At 71.8% G+C, this 17,349-nt stretch carries 10 protein-coding genes; 9 read left to right on the top strand and 1 reads right to left on the bottom strand.

Annotation, left to right across the window (positions count from 1 at the left end; all coding sequences use genetic code 11):
* Positions 1-463 precede the first annotated feature (463 nt).
* The 4 genes from ACWC9R_RS17285 to glgB all read left to right on the top strand — a co-directional run bounded on the left by ACWC9R_RS17285 (position 464) and on the right by glgB (position 8,571).
* A complete protein-coding gene (locus ACWC9R_RS17285) occupies positions 464-2,467 on the top strand; it encodes a maltotransferase domain-containing protein (protein ID WP_450732392.1) in 2,004 nt (667 codons plus the stop codon).
* Positions 2,464-4,182: a maltose alpha-D-glucosyltransferase gene (gene treS, locus ACWC9R_RS17280; RefSeq protein WP_450732390.1), complete on the top strand. Its 1,719-nt coding sequence runs from the start codon at positions 2,464-2,466 to the stop codon at positions 4,180-4,182. The genes ACWC9R_RS17285 and treS overlap by 4 nt, the downstream gene beginning before the upstream one ends.
* Positions 4,183-4,505: 323 nt before the next feature.
* Positions 4,506-6,014, top strand: coding sequence for a maltokinase N-terminal cap-like domain-containing protein (locus ACWC9R_RS17275; protein ID WP_450732388.1), 1,509 nt, complete (start codon positions 4,506-4,508; stop codon positions 6,012-6,014).
* Between the two features lie 82 nt (positions 6,015-6,096).
* Positions 6,097-8,571 carry a 1,4-alpha-glucan branching enzyme gene (gene glgB, locus ACWC9R_RS17270; RefSeq protein ID WP_450732386.1) on the top strand — a complete coding sequence of 825 codons (2,475 nt, stop codon included), beginning with the start codon at positions 6,097-6,099 and terminating at the stop codon, positions 8,569-8,571.
* Positions 8,572-8,891: 320 nt separating this feature from the next.
* Here glgB and ACWC9R_RS17265 read toward each other — a convergent pair whose 3' ends face one another.
* Positions 8,892-10,295, bottom strand: a complete 1,404-nt coding sequence (locus ACWC9R_RS17265) for a cation:dicarboxylate symporter family transporter (protein WP_450732384.1) — start codon at positions 10,293-10,295, stop codon at positions 8,892-8,894.
* 165 nt (positions 10,296-10,460) lie between these two features.
* Between ACWC9R_RS17265 and ACWC9R_RS17260 the strand changes: the two genes are divergently transcribed.
* The 5 genes from ACWC9R_RS17260 to ACWC9R_RS17240 all read left to right on the top strand — a co-directional run bounded on the left by ACWC9R_RS17260 (position 10,461) and on the right by ACWC9R_RS17240 (position 17,278).
* Entirely contained in the window at positions 10,461-12,131 is a 1,671-nt protein-coding gene (locus tag ACWC9R_RS17260) for a sensor histidine kinase (RefSeq protein WP_450732382.1), read from the top strand.
* 40 nt (positions 12,132-12,171) lie between these two features.
* The gene (locus ACWC9R_RS17255; protein ID WP_450732380.1) at positions 12,172-12,861 is read left to right on the top strand and encodes a response regulator; all 690 of its coding nucleotides are present in this window, start codon (positions 12,172-12,174) and stop codon (positions 12,859-12,861) included.
* Between the two features lie 96 nt (positions 12,862-12,957).
* Positions 12,958-13,686 carry a helix-turn-helix domain-containing protein gene (locus tag ACWC9R_RS17250; protein ID WP_450732378.1) on the top strand — a complete coding sequence of 243 codons (729 nt, stop codon included), beginning with the start codon at positions 12,958-12,960 and terminating at the stop codon, positions 13,684-13,686.
* 172 nt (positions 13,687-13,858) lie between these two features.
* The gene (locus ACWC9R_RS17245) at positions 13,859-14,659 is read left to right on the top strand and encodes an ABC transporter ATP-binding protein (protein WP_450732376.1); all 801 of its coding nucleotides are present in this window, start codon (positions 13,859-13,861) and stop codon (positions 14,657-14,659) included.
* Positions 14,660-14,722: 63 nt separating this feature from the next.
* Complete coding sequence (locus ACWC9R_RS17240; RefSeq protein ID WP_450732374.1) at positions 14,723-17,278, top strand: ABC transporter permease; 2,556 nt, start codon at positions 14,723-14,725, stop codon at positions 17,276-17,278.
* Positions 17,279-17,349 lie beyond the last annotated feature (71 nt).

Below are 17,349 nucleotides of genomic sequence, written 5' to 3'. Positions count from 1 at the left end.
CGCTCTTGTACGGACTCCCTCCTGGAGAGAGGCTGCGGTGTGGCGCCGACGGGCCCCGGCGCGGCACCGGACATCCGCACACCGCAACTCCGCTGTGATCAGACCGAGTTGAGGAGGCGAACGCCGACCGTGTCAGCGCAGCGCCGTAGTCGCCGGCGCGGGGGCCGAGGCAGGTCCGCCGCGGTACGGCGGGGCGGGAGCGGGCGGCACACCGCCGACCGTCCCGGTCGCCGCCCGCGGGAGGGTCCGCCGGTCAGGACCCTTCGCCCGCAGCGCACACCCGCACAGGATGCATCGGGGGAACCACCGACCGGAGGCCGGAGGAGCGCCGACCCGCCCCGCCGCACCCTCCGCCAGCCGAGTGAAAGCGGACAGGAGCGCCCATGCCCGCACCCGGTCCGCCCGCCATGAAGCGGATACAAAGGACAAAACGCCGTAAAGCATCACAAGACCAGGTGAGCCCATGATCGGTCGTATTCCTGTTCTGGACATCCGCCCGCAGATCGATTGCGGCCGCCGCCCGGCGAAGGCCGTGGTGGGTGAGACCTTCGAGGTCTCGGCCACCGTCTTCCGCGAAGGGCATGACGCCGTCGCGGCGAACGTGGTGCTGCGCAATCCGGCCGGCCGCTGCGGGCCCTGGACCCCGATGCGGGAACGGGCGCCCGGCTCCGACCGGTGGAGCGCCGAGGTCACCCCCGGCCTGGAGGGCCGCTGGACGTTCACCGTCGAGGCCTGGTCCGATCCGGTCACCACCTGGCGGCGGCATGCCGCCATCAAGATCCCGGCGGGCATCGACACCGAGCTGGTGCTCACCGAGGGCGCCGCCCTCCATGAGCGGGCGGCGGCCGAGGTCCCCAAGAGCGACGGCCGTGAGGCGGTGCTCGCCGCCGTGGACACCCTGCGCAACACCGGGCTGCCCGCCGCTACCCGGCTGGCCGCGACGCTGTCCCCGCAGGTCACCGAGGTGCTGGCACGCCATCCGCTGCGCGAGCTGCTCACCGTCTCGCACCCGATGCCACTGGTCGTCGAGCGCCGCCGGGCCCTGTACGGCTCGTGGTACGAGCTCTTCCCGCGCTCCGAGGGCGCCACGGTCGGCCCGTGCGGCACGGCCGTCAGCGGCACCCTGCGCACCGCAGCGGAGCGGCTCCCGGCCGTCGCCGCCATGGGCTTCGACGTGGTCTACCTCCCGCCCGTCCACCCCATCGGCACCTCCTACCGCAAGGGCCCCAACAACGCGCTGTCGGCCGGCCCGGACGACGTCGGCTCCCCCTGGGCCATCGGGTCACCGGCCGGCGGCCATGACGCCCTCCACCCGGACCTGGGCACCTTCGACGACTTCGAGCACTTCGTCCGCACCGCCCGTGACCTGCGGATGGAGGTGGCCCTGGACTTCGCGCTGCAATGCTCCCCGGACCACCCCTGGGTCACCCTGCACCCCCAGTGGTTCCACCGCCGCGCGGACGGCACGATCGCCTACGCCGAGAACCCGCCGAAGAAGTACCAGGACATCTACCCCCTCGCCTTCGACACCGACTTCCGCGGGCTGGTCCGCGAGACCGAACGCCTGCTGCGCTTCTGGATGGCCAAGGGCGTACGGATCTTCCGGGTGGACAACCCCCACACCAAGCCGGTGGCCTTCTGGGAGAAGGTGATCGGCGACATCAACCGCACCGATCCGGACGTGCTCTTCCTCGCCGAGGCGTTCACCCGCCCGGCCATGCTGCACACCCTCGCCCAGGTCGGTTTCCACCAGTCGTACACGTACTTCACCTGGCGCAACACCAAGCAGGAGCTGACCGACTACCTCACCGAGCTGACCGGTGAGGGCGCCTCCTACCTGCGGCCCAACTTCTTCGTGAACACCCCGGACATCCTGCACGCCTACCTCCAGGAGGGCGGCCGCCCCGCCTTCGAGGTGCGCGCCGTGCTGGCCGCCACCCTCTCCCCCACCTGGGGCGTCTACGCGGGATACGAGCTCTGCGAGTCGACGCCGGTACGCCGCGGCAGCGAGGAGTACCTCGACTCGGAGAAGTACCAACTCAGGCCGCGCGACTGGGATGCGGCGGCCCGGGCGGGCCACACCATCGCCCCCCTGATCACGGCGCTCAACCGCATCCGCCGCCGGCACCCCGCCCTGCAGCAGCTGCGCAGTCTGCGCTTCCACCACGTCGACAACGAGGCCGTCCTCGCCTACTCCAAACGCGAGGGGCACGGCGACCGGGCCGACACGGTGCTCACGGTGGTCAACCTCGACCCGCACCACACCCACGAGGCGACGGTGTCGTTGGACATGCCGGAACTCGGCCTCGGCCGGCACGAGTCCATTCCGGTGCGCGACGAGCTCACCGGCGACACCTACCACTGGGGCAGGGACAACTATGTGCGCCTGGAGCCGGGCCGCTCACTCGCGCCCGCCCATGTGCTGTCGCTGCGACCGTCCTCACCGATCGGAGGGTCACCCAATTGATCGTCAATGAGCCTGTCCCCGACACGTTCGAGGACACCCCGGCGAAGGACCGCGATCCCGACTGGTTCAAACGGGCCGTCTTCTACGAAGTTCTGGTGCGCTCCTTCCAGGACAGCAACGGCGACGGAATCGGCGACCTCAAGGGCATCACGGCCAAGCTCGACTATCTGCAATGGCTGGGGGTCGACTGCCTCTGGCTTCCGCCGTTCTTCAAATCCCCGCTTCGGGACGGCGGTTACGATGTCGCCGACTACACCGCGGTGCTTCCCGAATTCGGTGACCTCGCCGATTTCGTGGAATTCGTGGACGCCGCGCACCACCGCGGTATGCGGGTCATCATCGACATGGTGATGAACCACACCAGCGACCAGCACCCGTGGTTCCAGGAGTCGCGCACCGACCCCGACGGGCCGTACGGCGACTACTACGTCTGGGCCGACGACGACAAGCAGTACGCCGACGCCCGCATCATCTTCGTCGACACCGAGGCCTCCAACTGGACCTTCGACCCGGTCCGCAAGCAGTACTACTGGCACCGTTTCTTCTCCCACCAGCCGGATCTCAACTACGAGAACCCGACGGTCCAGGAGGAGATGATCTCCGCCCTGCGCTTCTGGCTCGACCTGGGGATCGACGGTTTCCGGCTGGACGCGGTGCCCTACCTCTACGCCGAGGAAGGCACCAACTGCGAGAATTTGCCGGCCTCGCACGCCTTCCTCAAGCGGGTCCGCGCGGAGATCGACGCGCATTATCCGGACACCGTGCTGCTGGCCGAGGCCAATCAGTGGCCGGAGGACGTCGTCGACTACTTCGGCGATTACCGCGTCGGCGGCGACGAATGCCATATGGCCTTCCACTTCCCGGTCATGCCGCGCATCTTCATGGCGGTACGGCGGGAATCGCGCTATCCGGTCTCGGAAATCCTCGCCAAGACCCCGGCGATCCCGTCCGGCTGCCAGTGGGGCATCTTCCTGCGCAACCACGACGAGCTGACCCTCGAAATGGTCACGGACGAAGAGCGCGACTACATGTACGCGGAGTACGCCAAGGACCCGCGGATGCGCGCCAATATCGGTATCCGCCGCCGACTGGCCCCGCTGCTCGACAACGACCGCAACCAGATCGAGCTCTTCACGGCCCTGCTGCTGTCCCTGCCGGGTTCGCCGATCCTCTATTACGGCGACGAGATCGGCATGGGCGACAACATCTGGCTCGGCGACCGGGACGCGGTGCGCACGCCGATGCAGTGGACCCCGGACCGCAACGCCGGTTTCTCCTCCTGCGATCCGGGGCGGCTGTTCCTGCCGACCATCATGGACCCGGTCTACGGCTACCAGGTCACCAATGTCGAGGCCGCGATGAGTTCGCCCTCGTCGCTGCTGCACTGGACCCGGCGGATGATCGAGATCCGGAAGCAGAATCCGGCGTTCGGGCTCGGCAGCTACACCGAGCTGTCCTCCACCAACCCGGCGGTGCTGGCCTTCCTGCGGGAGGCTCCGGGCACCGACGGCGCGGACGACGACCTGGTGCTGTGCGTGCACAACTTCTCGCGCTTCGCCCAGCCCACCGAGCTGGACCTGCGGTCGTTCAGCGGCCGCCATCCGGTGGAACTCATCGGCGGGGTCCGCTTCCCGGCCATCGGGGAGCTGCCGTATCTGCTGACCCTCGCGGGCCACGGGTTCTACTGGTTCCGGCTGCGCAGGAACGCGGGGTAGCCGGTGCCCGACCGGGCACGGGCGCCGGAAGGACGCCCGTACGCGGCACCATGGCGCGTACGGGCGTTTTCTGACCTTTCGCTCGGGCAGCCTCCCTAGTACGCACGGGCCGGGCGAGCCCTCGTCGGCCCCTCCGGCTCGGGTGGGGGACCGCCGGGCGGCGGAGCAGCACACGCCGGCAGACCGCTGCCGTACGGACGATCTCGCGCACCGGGCCCCGGACTCCGTCTGGGGGTACCCCCACCGCGCCGCCGCACAGTCAAGGCCGCATTCCGGGACACTCTGCCCTATCTGTCGTGTGCCCGGGGAAAGGACGCGACGCCATGTCGGACACCGCCTCGACCCGTGCCACCCGCAACACCCCTGACCGCCGCCCGCTCGTCTCCGCCCCCGATCTGCTGCCCTCGCTGGTCCCCCTGCTCGCCGACTGGGTGCCACGCCAGCGCTGGTTCGCCGGCAAGGGGCGGCTGGTCACCGGCTTCACGCTGCTCTCGGCGACCGAGCTGCTGCCGTGCACCCCCGACGGCACCGCACCGGGCCTGCTGCAACTGCTCGTCCGCGCCCACCAGAGCGCACCACCGAGCCGCACCCCGGCCGGCGGCAACTGCTACCAGCTGCTGCTGGGAGTGCACCCCGCACCACCGCCCCAGCTGGCGCCCGCGGTGATCGGGTGCCCCGGCGGCGGCCCGCTGCGCGGCCGCGCCGTCTACGACGCGCTCCTCGACAGCCGGCTCTGCGGGCTGCTGCTGGAGCGGCTGCGGGTGCCGGGCCGGATGGGCGCGCTGCGCTTCTGCCGGGAGCCCGATGCCGACATCCCCTCCGGGCTGCCGGGCCGGCCGATCGCCGTCGAGCAGTCCAACTCCTCGATCGTCTACGGCGATTCCTTCATCCTGAAGGTCTTCCGGCGGATCGAGCCGGGCATCAACCCGGACCTGGAGCTGCCGCGGGCGCTCGCGGACGCCAAGTGCGCGCGGGTGCCGGCGCCCGCGGCGTGGTTCGAGTCGGCGGCCCCCGAGGAGGGCGGTGAGCCGACCACGCTGGGTGTGCTGCAGCCCTTCCTGCCGGGCTCGGCGGACGGCTGGCAGCTGGCGCTGAACGCGCTGGCCGTACGCGCCGACTTCACCGGCTCGGCGCGGGCGCTGGGCCATGCCACCGCCGAGGTGCACACCGCGCTCGCCCAGACGCTGCCGACCACCGAGCTGCGCCGCCCGCAGCTGGCGGAGATCGCCGCCCGGATGCACGAGCGGCTGACGGCCACCGCCCGCGCCGTACCGGTGCTCCAGCCCTACCGGGCCCGGCTGCGTACCGCCTTCGACGCGCTGGCCGCGACCGGCCAGGACGGCCGCAGCTGGGCCGCCCAGCGCATCCACGGCGATCTGCACCTGGGCCAGACGCTGCGCTCCGCCGACGAGGGCCGCTGGTCGCTGATCGACTTCGAGGGCGAACCGGCCCGGCCGCTGGCCGAGCGGCGCCGGCTGCAGCCCGCGGTCCGCGATGTCGCGGCGATGCTGCGCTCCTTCGACTACGCCGCGCGCAGCGGACCGGCGGGCGGCGACCCCTGGTCGCTGGAGTGGGCGCGGCGCACCCGCGACGCCTACTGCCTGGGCTACGCGGAGGCCGGCGGGCTCGATCCGCGCTCCGCGCCCGAACTGATGCGCGCCTACGAGACGGACAAGGCCGTCTACGAGGTGCTCTACGAGGCCCGGCACCGGCCCGACTGGCTGGCCGTCCCGATGGCCGCCATCCGGCGCCTGGCGGCGGGCGGGGAGCGGGCCGTCGGGGTGGACGGGTCCGGCCCGTCCCGGTCCGGCGGGCCCGACGGCCGGGGGTGAGGGGCCGCAGCCGAACCGCCGCACCCACCGCCCGTCCGCCGCTGAGACCCGTCCGCTGCCCCGCACCGAGGAGGCCCCTCCCGTGACCGCCCGCCCATCGCCCGCCACCCCTCCGTCCGGAACGGCTTCGCCGTCCGCCTCCGACACCCCGTCACCCGCCACCGGCCCGGCCGGTATGACGTCGCCGTCCCCCGCCGGCTCTCCGCCCTCCCGGCCGGCGGCCTCCGGTACGGCGCCGTCGGTCCGGCCGGGCATCGCCGGCGCCACCTTCACCGGCCGGCCGCCCGGTCTCCGGGAGACGGCCGCGGCGCCCGGCCGGAACGACGGGCCCGCGGGCCCGGCCCGTACGAGCGGCAGTCACGGGGTCCGGCCCGCCGCACCGCTGTCCGACGAGGACCGCGGCCGGCTGCTGGGCGGCGCCCATCACGATCCGCACGGGCTGCTCGGCGCCCACCCCGTGCGCGGCGGGCTGCTCATCCGGGTCCTGCGGCCGTACGCGCGGGGCGTCACCGTCCTGGCGAAGGGGCTGCGCGCCGATCTGCCCTTCGAGGGGGACGGGCTGTTCGCCGGGGTGCTGCCGCTGCGCACCGTGCCGGACTACGAGCTGCTGGTGGACTACGGCGAGCACACCGTGACCGTGCAGGACCCCTATCGCTTCCTGCCCGCGCTCGGCGAGCTGGATCTCCACCTGTTCGGCGAGGGCCGGCACGAGCAGCTGTGGCGGGCGCTCGGCGCGCGGATCATGGAGCACCAGGGGGTGACCGGCACCCGCTTCACGGTCTGGGCGCCCAACGCCCAGGGGGTCCGGGTCATCGGCGACTTCAACTACTGGGACGGTACCGGCGCCCCGATGCGCTCGCTGGGTTCGTCCGGTGTCTGGGAGCTCTTCGTCCCGGGCCTCGGCGAGGGCGAGCTGTACAAGTTCGAGATCACCCGGCCGGACGGCTCCCGGACCGTGCGGGCCGACCCGATGGCCCGGCGGACCGAGTGCCCGCCCGCCACCGCCTCGGTCGTGGAGACCTCGCACTACCACTGGAACGACGCCACGTGGATGGCCCGGCGCGGCGCGCGCCCCGTGCACGAGGCCCCGTTCTCGGTCTACGAGGTGCACCTCCCCTCCTGGCGGCCCGGCCTGACCTACCGCCAGCTGGCCGTGCAGCTCCCCGCGTACGTCAAGGATCTGGGCTTCACCCACGTCGAGTTCATGCCGGTCGCCGAGCACCCCTTCGGCGGCTCCTGGGGCTACCAGGTCACCGGCTTCTACGCGCCCACCGCCAGGATGGGCGGCCCGGACGACTTCCGGTTCCTGATCGACGCGCTGCACCAGGCGGGCATCGGGGTGCTGATGGACTGGGTGCCGGCGCATTTCCCGCGCGACGACTGGGCGCTGGCGGAGTTCGACGGCCGCGCGCTCTACGAGCCGCAGGACCCGGCACGGGCCGCGCACCCGGACTGGGGCACCCTGGAGTTCGACTACGGCCGCACCGAGGTCCGTAACTTCCTGGTCGCCAACGCCGTCTACTGGTGCGAGGAGTTCCATATCGACGGCCTCCGGGTGGACGCCGTCGCCTCGATGCTCTACCTGGACTACTCGCGTGAGGACGGCGGCTGGACGCCGAACGTCCACGGCGGCCGGGAGAACCTCGACGCGGTCGCCTTCCTCCAGGAGATGAACGCGACGGTCTACCGCCGCTGCCCCGGCGTCGTCACCATCGCCGAGGAGTCCACGGCCTGGGACGGCGTCACCCGCGCCACCCACCACGCCGGGCCCGGCGGCTTCGGCGGACTGGGCTTCGGCCTGAAGTGGAACATGGGCTGGATGCACGACTCCCTCGGCTACGTCGCCAAGGAGCCGGTACACCGGAAGTACCACCACGGCGAGATGACCTTCTCGATGATCTACGCCTACTCCGAGAACTACGTGCTGCCGATCTCCCATGACGAGGTGGTGCACGGCAAGCGCGCCCTGGTGTCGAAGATGCCCGGTGACTGGTGGCAGCAGCGCGCCGGCCACCGGGCCTACCTCGGCTTCATGTGGGCCCACCCCGGCAAGCAACTCCTCTTCATGGGGCAGGAGTTCGCCCAGGGCGCGGAGTGGGCGGAGAGCCACGGCCCGGACTGGTGGCTGCTCGACCCCTCGTACGAGGCGGAGCCGGACCACCGGGGCGTCCGCGATCTCGTGCGCGAGCTGAACCGTCATTACGCGGCCACGCCCGCCCTGTGGGAACGCGACACCGACCCGGTCGGCTTCTCCTGGATCGACGGCGACGCGAGCGAGGACAACGTCTTCCCCTTCCTCCGCTTCGCCGCCGACGCCTCTCCGCTGATCTCGGTCACCAACTTCTCCCCCGTCGTCCGTCACGCCTACCGGCTCGGCGTCCCCGACCGCTTCCCCGCCTGGCGTGAGGTCCTCAACACCGACGACCCGCGCTACGGCGGCAGCGGCGTCGGCAACCCCGAGCCGCTCAAGGCGGAACCGACCCCCTGGAACGGCCGCCCGGCGTCCGTCTCCCTCGTCCTCCCCCCGCTGACCACCGTCTGGCTGCGACCGTCCTGACCACCTCACGGCTGGTGGCTGTCGGACCCTTCAGCCGTGGCTGCGGCACCCCCACCGAACAGATCCGTCCCCCATGTCCTTATGGCCCGTTCCTCCTTGTCCGCGCCCCCGCGCAACCGGCCGCGACCGGCCGCGTTTCCCGTGTCCTCACCATGGTGTCAGGGGGCACTGACAATCGACCGGGGTCAGGAAAGCAGCAGGTCAGAGGGGCATTGAGGGGGGGTGCGGCGCCGGTCGCGCGGCGGCCCGCCGCCCGGTCGTGCCGAAGGGGCGGGTGCCGTGTCCGGCACCCGCCCCTTCTCCCCTCCTGCGGCCCGGTGTCAGACCGTGGCGGACGTCTTCTCCGTCCCGCCGTCCCGCGGCGCGACGACCTCAGCGGCGACCGGAGCGACGGGCACGTCGGCGGCCGGCGTCCTCTCGTCGAACGGGGCCTTCCCGGCGAGCACTTCGGCCACCCGGCCCTTGTCGATCTCCTTGGTCCAGGTGCCGATCAGCACGGTGGCCACCGCATTGCCGGCGAAGTTGGTCAGCGCCCGCGCCTCGCTCATGAAGCGGTCGATGCCGACGATCAGGCCGACGCCGTCGACCAGTTCGGGGCGGTGCGACTGGAGGCCGCCGGCCAGCGTCGCCAGGCCCGCGCCGGTGACCCCGGCCGCCCCCTTCGACGCGATGATCATGAACACCAGCAGGGAGATCTGCTGGCCGAGCGGCAGCGGCTTGCCCATCGCCTCGGCCACGAACAGCGAGGACATCGTCAGGTAGATGGCGGTGCCGTCGAGGTTGAAGCTGTAGCCGGTGGGGACGGTGATGCCGACCACCGGCTTGCTGACGCCCAGGTGCTCCATCTTCGCGATGAGCCGGGGCAGCGCCGACTCCGAGGAGGAGGTGGACAGGATCAGCAGGAACTCCCGGCCGAGGTACTTCAGCAGCAGGAAGATGTTGACGCCGGCGACCAGCCGGAGCAGCGTGCCGAGCACCACGATCACGAACAGCAGACAGGTGACGTAGAAGCCGACCATGATGACGGCCAGCGACTTCAGCGCGTCCAGGCCGGTCTCGCCGACCACCGCCGCGATGGCGCCGAAGGCACCCACCGGCGCCGCCCACATGATCATGGCCAGCACCCGGAAGACCAGCTTCTGGAGGTGCCCGACCCCGCGCAGCACCGGCTCGCCCGCCGTGCCCAGCGCCTGCAGGCCGAAGCCGACCAGCAGCGCCACCAGCAGCGTCTGGAGCACCTCGCCCTGGGTGAAGGCGGAGACCAGCGTCTTGGGGATCATGCCCAGCAGGAACTCGGGCAGCGACTCCCCGCCGCCCTCGGTCTGGGCGTGCCCGGCGTGCTTGACGGTCTCCGTCAGGTGGAGGCCGGAACCGGGGTCCAGCAGGTTGCCGACGACCAGGCCGATGGCCAGCGCGATCGTGGACATCACCATGAAGTAGCCGAGGGCCAGGCCGCCGACGGCGCCGACCTTGGCGGCCTTCCGCACCGAGCCGACGCCCAGCACGATGGTGCAGAAGATGACGGGCGAGATCATCATCTTGATCAGGTTCACGAACCCGGTGCCGAGCGGCTTGAGCTGGACGGCGACACCGGGGGCGGCGAAGCCCACGACGATGCCGAGCAGTACCGCGCCGATCACGGCGATATAGAGGAAATGGGTCCGGTCCCGCTTCACCGGCGCGGTCTCCTCGGTGGTGCCCCCGGGCGGGGTCTGTGCAGCCACGGCTGTCTCCTCGGTCTACGGCTGTGCGCTGATCTGCGGCTCTGCCACACAACAAGTCCCGGCGACTATGCACGTCACTGTGGCGCCCGTCACCCTTACGTACATTTCGTTCACGTAAAAGTGACCGTGCAGACGGTTCCGTGGTCACCGTGCAGACTGTTCTGCATGCGACTCCCCCGACCCCGCAGGCCGCGCCGTCCCGGCCGGCTGCGCGGCCCCCGCAGCCTCGCCGGGCAGCTCTTCGCCATGCAGGTGGTGCTGGTGGCGGTGGTCGTGCTGGGCTGCGCCGTCTTCGCGTATGTGAGCGCCGGACGGCAGGCGGAGGAGACCGCGCGGCGGCAGGCGACCGCGGCGGCCACCGCCGTCGCCGACTCCCCGGCGGTCGTGGCGGCGGCGCGCACCAAGAACCCGACGGCCGCGCTCCAGCCGTACAGCGAACGGCTGCGGCGGGACGCCGGGGTCGACTTCGTGGTGGTCATGTCGCCGAAGGGCATCCGCTGGACGCACCCCGAGCCGTCCGCGATCGGCAAGAAGTACTTCGGGCACATCGGCCCGGCGCTGCGCGGCGAGATCTTCCCCGAGACCCACCTCGGGGTGCTCGGGCCGTCCGTACGGGTCGTCGCGCCGGTGCGCGACCCCGCGCACGGCGGCCGGATCACGGCGCTGGTCAGCTCCGGGATCACCATCAAGACGATCAGTGCGCAGCTGCGCGACCAGGTGCTCGCGCTGGGGGGCGTGGCCGCCGCGGCGCTGGCACTGGGCGGCCTGGGGACGTATGTGATCAACGCCCGGCTGCGGCGGCACACCCACGGGATGAACGCCCGGGAGCTGAGCCGGATGCACGACTACCACCAGGCCGCGCTGCACGCCGTGCGCGAGGGGCTGCTGATGCTCGACGGGCAGCGCCGGGTCGCCCTGATCAACGACGGCGGGCGGGAGCTGCTCGGGCTGTCCGACGACGCGGTGGGCCGGCAGGTCACGGAGCTGGGGCTGCCGGAGGCGCTGACCGAGGCACTGCTGGCGACCGGTCCGCGGGTCGACGAACTCCAGCTGACCGGCGAGCGGGTGCTGGTCGTCAACTCCTCGCCGGTCTCCGGCGGTGAGCGGCGCGGCAGCGTCGTCACCCTGCGCGACCACACCGAACTCCAGGCGCTCTCCGGGGAGTTGGACTCCGTACGCGGCTTCACCGAGGCACTGCGCTCACAGGCTCACGAGGCCGCCAACCGGCTGCACACCGTGGTCTCGCTGATCGAACTGGGGCGTGCCGAGGAGGCCGTGGAGTTCGCCACCGCGGAGCTGGAGCTGGCGCAGGCGCTGACCGACCAGGTCGTCGGCGCGGTCGCCGAGCCGGTGCTGGCCGCGCTGCTGCTCGGCAAGGCGGCACAGGCCAACGAGCGCGGTGTCGACCTGCGGCTGACGCCCGACAGCCGGATCGACGACGGGCTGCTGCCGCCCGGACTGCCGGCCCGCGACCTGGTCACCGTGCTGGGCAACCTGCTCGACAACGCCATCGACGCCGCCGCGCCCACCCCGGAGCACGGCGCCACCGACCCGCCACGGGTGCGGGTCACCGCACGGGCGGCCGAGGACGAGCTGCTGCTGCGGGTGGCGGACACCGGCCCGGGGGTGGCCGCGGACGCCGCCGGGGAGATCTTCCGCCGGGGCTGGAGCACCAAGCCGGGCACCGCCGCCCCCGCCCGGGGCCGCGGTCTGGGGCTGGCCCTGGTCCAGCAGGCGGTACGGCGCAACGGCGGCACCGTCACGCTGGACCGGGCGCCGGAGGGCGGCGCGCGGTTCACCGTACGGCTGCCGCTGCGGGCGGGGGCCGCCGGATGAGCGGGCCGGCGCCCTGCGCGGGCCGTCCGGCCGGGAGAGGATGGAACCGGTGACCCCCTCCGACATCCGGGTCCTCGTCGTCGAGGACGATCCGGTCGCGGCGGACGCCCATGCCCTGTATGTCGGGCGGGTGCCCGGCTTCACCGTCTCCGGCACCGTGCACTCCGGCGCCGACGCCCGCCGCCACCTCGAACAGCACGCCATCGACCTGCTGCTGCTCGACCTCTACCTGCCCGACGGCCACGGGCTGCAGCTGGTGCGGACACTGCGCGCGGCCGGGCACACCGCCGACATCATCGCGGTCACCTCGGCGCGGGATCTGACGATGGTGCGCGAGGGCGTCTCGCTCGGCGTGGTGCAGTACGTCCTCAAGCCGTTCACCTTCGCCACCCTGCGCGACCGGCTCACCCGCTACGCGGAGTTCCGGGCCGCCACCGGTGAGGCCAGCGGGCAGGACGAGGTGGACCGGGCGATCGCCGCCCTGCGCGCGCCGCGCCCTGCCGCGCTGCCCAAGGGGCTGACCGCGGCCACCCTGGACGCGGTGACCACGGTGCTGCGATCGGCCGGCAGCGGGCTGACGGCGACCGAGGCGGCTGCCGACGTGGGCATCTCACGGATCACCGCCCGCCGCTATCTCGAACACCTCGTGGAGAGCGGACGGGCCGCCCGCGCCCCCCAGTACGGCCAGGTCGGCCGCCCCGAACTGCGCTACCGCTGGTCGGGCCACTGACCTGCCGGACCGGAAACCGGCCCGCTAGGAGCTTCCTACGACTTCCCTTCTTGGGCATCCGCACCATAGGTGCGGTCCCACCCCGTCACCTACCGTGTGCCGGTGAACACGCGTGCCGGGGAGCCGCACCGCCCCCCTTTCGACGCCGAGGCCGCCCGCCGGCTCCGTGAGGCCCTCGGCATGACGCCCGCCCATGTCGCGTACGGGATAGGGGCCGCCTTCGGCATGCGCGTCGCGCCCGGGACCGTGGCGGCCTGGGAGCGGGGCGAGAGCCGCCCCACGGAAGCCGAACTGACCGCGCTGGCCGGTGCCCTGTGGTGCGCGCCGGGCGAGCTGATCGGCACACCGGGCACCCTGCGCGAACACCGGCTGGCGCTCGGCCTCGCCCCGGCGGACCTCGCACTGCGGACCGGTATGGAGCCGCGTGCCTATGAGCGTCTGGAGGCCGGCGGGAACTGGCGCGGCACCGACCGGCAGGCCGCGGCGCTCGCCGAGGTGCTGCGGCTGCCGCTGCCCGCGCTGCTCCGTTTCACCGGCCGGGACGAGGCCCTGGCCGGGCTGCTGACCAGCGCCGCCACCACCCGCTGGCAGGCCTGTGTCCGGCCGGTCGGCAAGCTGGTACCGCTGCCCCGGCAGCGGCTCCAGGACGTGCTGCGGGATCTGCACAGCACGTATCAGACGCTGATGGCCGGCACGCTCCACTGGGGCGGCGGGGACGGCGCCGAGGAGTCCGGGAAGGCGGGGCGCGCCTTCCTCGCCGATATCGTGGCGGAATTCTGGGCACGGGCGGGCGAGTCGGAAGCCGGGAGCGGCCGGCAGCCCTGATCTTCTCCGTCGGCCTCTGGACGGACGGCCGTCCGTCCAGAGGATGACGCCGGGCGGGGAGATCGCACTTCCGGCCGGTCCGGCTTTCGGTCCCTCCGGGTGAGGACCGCGCTGACCTGCGCATTCAAGAATAGGAACGTCGCATTCTTCCGTTCCTTCCCCAGGAGTCCCCGTGTCCCACGCGGCTGCCTTTCAGGGCGTCCCCGGTTCCCCCGCCCCCACCCGCGCCTCCGCCGCGGTCGCTGCCCGCGCCACGGACCTGAACAAGGTCTACGGCCAGGGGGAGACCCGCGTGGTCGCACTGGACTCCGTCTCGGTCGAGTTCGGCAAGGCCCGGTTCACCGCCATCATGGGCCCCTCCGGCTCCGGCAAGTCGACGCTGATGCACTGCATGGCCGGTCTGGACACCATCTCGTCCGGCTCGGCCCGGATCGGCGACGTGGAGCTGGGGTCGCTGAACGACAAGCAGCTGACGCGGCTGCGCCGGGACAAGATCGGCTTCATCTTCCAGGCCTTCAACCTGCTGCCGACGCTGACCGCGCTGGAGAACATCACGCTGCCGATGGACATCGCGGGCCGCAAGCCGGACCGGGAGTGGGTCAGCCGGGTCATCGAGACGGTCGGCCTGTCCGGGCGCCTGTCGCACCGGCCGGCGCAGCTCTCCGGCGGTCAGCAGCAGCGGGTCGCGGTCGCCCGTGCGCTGGCCGCCCAGCCGGAGATCATCTTCGCGGACGAGCCTACCGGCAACCTCGACTCCCGCTCCGGCGCCGAAGTGCTGGGCTTTCTGCGGGAGTCGGTGCGGGCCATGCAGCAGACGGTGGTGATGGTCACCCACGACCCGGTCGCCGCCGGCTACGCGGACCGGGTGGTCTTCCTCGCGGACGGGCGGATCGTCGAGGAGCTCGACGACCCGACCCCGGACACCGTCCTGGACCGGATGCGGCTCTTCGACTCCAAGGGCCGCACCAGCTGACGCCGGACGCCCCGGCACCTCACCCTCCCTCTCCCGCACCGGACCAGGACTGACACCACCACCATGCTGCGAACCGCCCTGCGCAACGTCCTTGCGCACAAAGCCCGATTGATGATGACCGCGCTCGCGGTCCTGCTCGGCGTCGCCTTCGTCGCCGGCACCCTCATCTTCAGCGACACCGTCGGCTCGGCCGTCAAGAAGGCGTCCGAGAGGAACCTCGACGGGGTGGCCGTCTCCGTCAAGGCCGAGTCCGACGCCAACTCCCCGACCCTCGGCAAGGACGGCAAGCGGAGCACTCCTGTCGACGAAAAGCTGGCGGACAGAATCCGCGCACTGCCCGGCGTGCAGTCCGTGCGCGCCAATGTCGTCGGCAGGGCCACCGTCGCCGGTCCGGACAATGTGCCGCTCGGCAACGGCTGGCAGAACCTCGCCGGCAACTTCCAGCCGGGCAAGGACGGTCACGACCCCCGCTACCCGCTGCTGAAGGGCCGCGGACCGGCCGCCGCCGACGAGATCGCGCTGGACGAGGCGACCGCGAAGGCGTCCGGCCACACGATCGGTGACTCCGTACGGTTCGCCACCGACGGCCCGGTGCTGACGAAGAAGCTGGTCGGCATCGTCACCACCGACGACCCGCAGGTGACCGCGGGCGGCAGTCTGACGCTCTTCGACACCGACACCGCGCAGAAGCTGTTCCTGCACCCCGGCCAGTTCGACGAGCTGCTGGTCGGTGCCGCGCCCGGCGCCGACCAGCAGGCCCTGACCGCCAAGGTCAGCGAGGTACTGCCCAAGGAAGGTGCCACGGCGACCAGCGGCACCGAGCTCGCCGCCGAGCAGTCCAGGTCGGTCGCCAACGAGAGCAAGTCCCTGACCCAGACGTTGCTGTCCTTCGCCGGAATCGCGCTGTTCGTCGGCGTCTTCATCATCGCCAACACCTTCACCATGCTGATCTCCCAGCGCAGCCGGGAGATCGCCCTGATGCGCGCGATCGGCGCCTCCCGCCGTCAGGTCGTGCGCTCGGTGCTCGCGGAGGCGGCCCTGCTGGGCCTGATCTCGTCGGTCGTCGGATTCGCGCTGGGCATCGGCCTCGCTGTGGGTCTGCGGGCTGTGCTCGCGGCGAATGGCGCGGGTTTCCCGGACGGACCGGTCGTCATCAGCCCGGCCGCGGTGCTCTCCGCGCTCGGGGTGGGCGTCGTGGTGACCGTACTGGCCGCCTGGCTGCCGTCCCGCAAGGCGGCGAAGATCGCCCCGGTGGAGGCGCTCAACACCGTCGAGGCGCCGCCCGCACTGCGCAGCCTGGTGCTCCGCAACTCCCTCGGCACGGTGATCACCGGCCTCGGCGTCGCGACCATGTTCTACGTCTCCACCCTCAAGGAGTCCGACGACCTGCCGATCGCGATGGTGGGCGGAGTGCTGATGCTGATCGGCGTCATCATCCTCGCGCCGCTGCTGTCCCGGCCGCTGGTCTCGCTGGCGGGCGTCGTCACCACCCGGCTCTTCGGCATCAGCGGCAAGCTGGCCAAGGAGAACACGCTGCGCAACCCCCGCCGTACGGCGGCGACCGCATCGGCGCTGATGATCGGCCTCACCCTGATCACCGGTATGACGGTCGTCGGGAACTCGGCCGGGCAGGCCATGGACAAGATGACGGCCCAGGGGCTGAAGGCCGACTACAAGATCGGGACCACGACGTTCACCGGTCTGGACCCCGAGCGGTCGCAGAAGGTGGCGGATCTCCCCGGCGTCGAGGCGGCGGCTCCGCTGAGCGGTACGAGCTTCGACACCCCCAATTCCTCCATGAGCCTGAAGGGCACCGACCTCAGCACGATCGGCAAGGTCGTCCGACTGGACCTCATCAGCGGTTCGTTGAAGGGCGCCGGAGGCAACGACATCGCGGTCTCCGAGGAGATGGCCAAGATGAAGGGCTGGAAGACCGGCGACACCCTGGACGGCACCTTCTTCGACGAGAAGAAGGCGAAGCTCAAGATCGTCGGAATCTTCGCAGCCAACGAGCTGCTCGGCGACTCGATCGGAGCCGCCTCGACGGTGGCGCCGCACCAGTACGAGTCGAACGTCGAGACCCTGCTGGTGAACGCCCAGGACGGCCCGTCGGAGGGGCTGGAGAAGCAGATCCGGCACGCCCTCGGCGACAGCCCGCTGCTGCTGGTCCAGGACCACGCCGACCTGCGCACGGAGAACGCCCGGAGCATCGAGATGGTGCTCAACGTCTCCTACGGGCTGCTGGGCATGGCCGTCGTCATCGCGGTGGTGGGCGTCGTCAACACCCTCGCCATGTCGGTCTTCGAGCGGACCCGCGAGATCGGGATGCTGCGGGCGATCGGCCTGGCCCGCAGCGGCATCAAGCAGATGGTCCGGCTGGAGTCGGTGGTCATCGCGCTGTTCGGCGCGGGCCTGGGCATCGCGGTGGGTGTCTTCTGCTCCTGGGCCGTCGGCAACCTGGTCAGCCAGGGCCTGCCCACCTACGAGCTGCTGCTGCCCTGGGGCCGGCTCGCGCTGTTCGTGCTGATCGCGCTGGTCGTGGGGGTGCTGGCCGCGCTGTGGCCGGCCCGCCGGGCGGCCCGGCTGAACATGCTGGCGCCGTCGTGCCGTTGCCTATGAGGTGGGCGGTGGTCTCGTGCCCGGCGAGGACGACGGTGAGGATCATGGTGACCATCTCGACGTCGCTGAGC

Source organism: Streptomyces sp. NPDC001219 (genome assembly GCF_053597915.1).
This window is presented reverse-complemented; position numbering and strand designations above follow the sequence as displayed.